This is a genomic window from Sinomonas sp. (assembly GCF_036848755.1).
GTDB lineage: Bacteria > Actinomycetota > Actinomycetes > Actinomycetales > Micrococcaceae > Sinomonas.
The window spans coordinates 1-2,314 of sequence record NZ_DAIUJO010000231.1 but is presented as its reverse complement, the minus strand read 5'-3'; the positions used below and the strand labels follow the sequence as shown (position 1 = coordinate 2,314).

The 2,314-nt window shown below is 69.7% G+C and carries 2 protein-coding genes and 2 pseudogenes; 1 reads left to right on the top strand and 3 read right to left on the bottom strand.

The features are described from left to right. Nucleotides 1-126: 126 nt before the first annotated feature. From V7053_RS18825 to V7053_RS18815, 3 genes and pseudogenes are all read right to left on the bottom strand, one after another. Nucleotides 127-306, bottom strand: coding sequence for a helix-turn-helix domain-containing protein (locus tag V7053_RS18825; protein WP_443022669.1), 180 nt, complete (start codon nucleotides 304-306; stop codon nucleotides 127-129). Between the two features lie 28 nt (nucleotides 307-334). Next, on the bottom strand, nucleotides 335-1,411 hold the full coding sequence (locus tag V7053_RS18820) for an IS110 family transposase (RefSeq protein ID WP_334173777.1): 1,077 nt from the start codon (nucleotides 1,409-1,411) through the stop codon (nucleotides 335-337). A 303-nt stretch (nucleotides 1,412-1,714) separates the two neighbouring features. Further along, nucleotides 1,715-2,068: pseudogene (locus V7053_RS18815) on the bottom strand (recombinase family protein); the annotation flags it as partial. Between the two features lie 56 nt (nucleotides 2,069-2,124). On the opposite strand from V7053_RS18815, the pseudogene V7053_RS18810 reads away from it, so the two are divergent. Next, nucleotides 2,125-2,314, top strand: a pseudogene (locus V7053_RS18810) (hypothetical protein); the annotation flags it as partial.

The following is a 2,314-nucleotide window of genomic DNA, read 5'->3' as shown; positions in this document are numbered from 1 at the left end:
GACGAGGATGAGGGTTCTCCAGCAGCCCGGGGACCGTGCCCGGGCGGCCCGCTGATTGGGGAGGGTGGCGATCAGCGCGAGGCCTGCACGGGTGACCGGGGCGCTCGGCCCGCCCGCTAGGTCCAGCTAGTCGGCGAGGACTCGGGAGCGTCTGTAGAAGGTGGCGCGGGACATGCCGAGGTCGCGGGCGACCTGGGCGGCGGGCTCGCCGGCTTGGACGAGGCGGAGGGCGCTTCGGATCTGGCTGTCGGTGATCCGTCGGGGACGGCCGCCGAGGTCCTTCCCGGCTTCCCTGCGCTTGGTGATGGAGTCGGTGACGAATCTTCTATGTCTGTCAAGCGGCTGTCGCGGCTGGGGTCTGGTGGAGCGCGTTGAGTGTGCGGTAGAGGTGTCGGGCGAGGTAGCGCTTGAGGCAACGGCGGATCTCCCGTGGGGTCTTCCCCTCAGCGGTGCGCCGCTCGGCGTAGGCGCGCGTGTCGGGGTCGTAGGTCATTCTGGTGATGATCGCCATGTGGAGTGCGCGGTTGAGGCGTCTGTCGCCTCCCCGGTTGAGCCTGTGCCGGACGGTGTTCCCCGATGAGGCCGGGATGGGGCTGACCCCGGCGAGGGCGGCGAAGGCGGCCTCGGAGCGGACCCGGCCGGGGTGGGACCAGACGGTGTAGGCCACTGCGGCGGTGACTGGCCCGATGCCGGTCTCCTCCAGCAGCGGCGCCGCGGGGCTTGCCCGGACCAGTTCTGTGATGCGGCCCTGGTTTTCCTTGAGCTCCGTCTGGAGGGCGGTGATGCGCTTGGCCTGCCGGACTGCCTCGGTGCGTGCGGTGGCCGTGGCGATGTCCTCCTCCCGTGCCCGCCACCGGGCGATCTCGGTGATCTGCGTGCCCGAGAGCGGGCGGCGGGCGTCGAGGCCGAGGTCCACGATCCGGACCAGGGCAGTGAGGGCGTTGACCTTCGCGGTGCGCTCGAGGGTCATCTGCTCCCGCGCCGCGACGAGCACCCGCAGGGCTGCGCGCACGCCCTCGTCCTGGCGCGGGATGCGCAGGCGGTCCTCCGCGAGGGGAAGGGCGGCGGCGGCGATCGCTGCCGCGTCCAGCGGGTCGGACTTGCCCGTGGTGGTCTGTGAGCGCACGTAGCCCCTCGGGGCTTCCACGGCTTCGAAGCCGGCGTCTGTGACGGCCCCGGCGAGCTGGGCACCGTAGCTGCCTATTCCCTCGATGACCCAGAGCGTGTCCGCATCGCCGCCGGTCCGGCGGGCTGCCCAGTCCAGGGCCCGGCGCATGCCCGCGGCCGTGGTGGGGAACTGCTGGCAGCCGAGCTGCTCTCCGGTCGCCGCGCGGAGCACGGCGAAGGTGTGGGTTCGGGCGTGGGTGTCCACGCCGATGACGAACGGGCGTGATTGTGCGACAGTGGTCATCGCGGCCACGGGTTTCCTTCCTCATGAACGGGCAGATGCTTCTGGCCGCGACGCGGCCGGCGTCGACCCGGGTGAAGGTCACTCCGAGGCATCACTGTGATGGGCCACAGCCCCAGGGCTGGGCAGTCTTCTGATCAAGCCATTCGGTGTGGGCCGGGCGGCGCCGGCCGCCAACCCCCGGACTGGACAATTCGATTGAAAGGCCCACTGAGGGGCCAGCGTTTGATTGAGTCACAGCCCAGGGGAAGACGACCAGCGTCTACCCTGCCAGCCAGTCCCGGACCAGCCACTCCAAGACTCACAGCGTTTGATCTCGTGCTCCATCTGGGCCAGGGCGGCCATGATGGTGAACAGCATGGACCCCATGGGGGTTGCGGTGTCGACGTCGCCGCCGCCGAGGTTCAGCACGCGCAGGCCCGCGCCCCTGGCCCGGAGCTGGTCGGCGAAGGCGAGCATGTTCTGGGTGGAGCGCCCGAGCCGGTCCAGTGTCGTGATCACGAGGGTGTCGCCTTCGATGAGCGCCTCGAGTGCCTGGTCGAACTGCGGCCGGGATGCCCGGGCCCCGGAGACGCCGTGGTCGATGTAGAGGTCGTCGCGGCGGACGCCGGCGGCCAGGAGGTCTGCCTGCTGCCGGTCGGTGACAGGTCGAGCGTACAGAAGATGGCAAAGTCGGCTACAAAAATGGGCTCGGTTTTTTTGGTAGGGTTGGGGTCATGTCACCGCGATGGACCGATTCGACCCGCAAGCACGGCGTTGCGCGGGCTGATGCGATGTTCGCGATGATCAACGCAACGTACACTGCCGACCTGCGGGACAACGGCGATGGCACGGTCGACCGGCTCTACATCGGCCCCGAGCATGCGCAGACGGACAGGGAGCTGGAAGTCATCGTCCAGCTCGCCG

Excerpts from the sequence above, each read along its gene's own strand:
- V7053_RS18820 (WP_334173777.1), bottom strand. The coding sequence starts at position 1,411 with ATGACCACTGTCGCACAATCACGCCCGTTCGTCATCGGCGTGGACACC.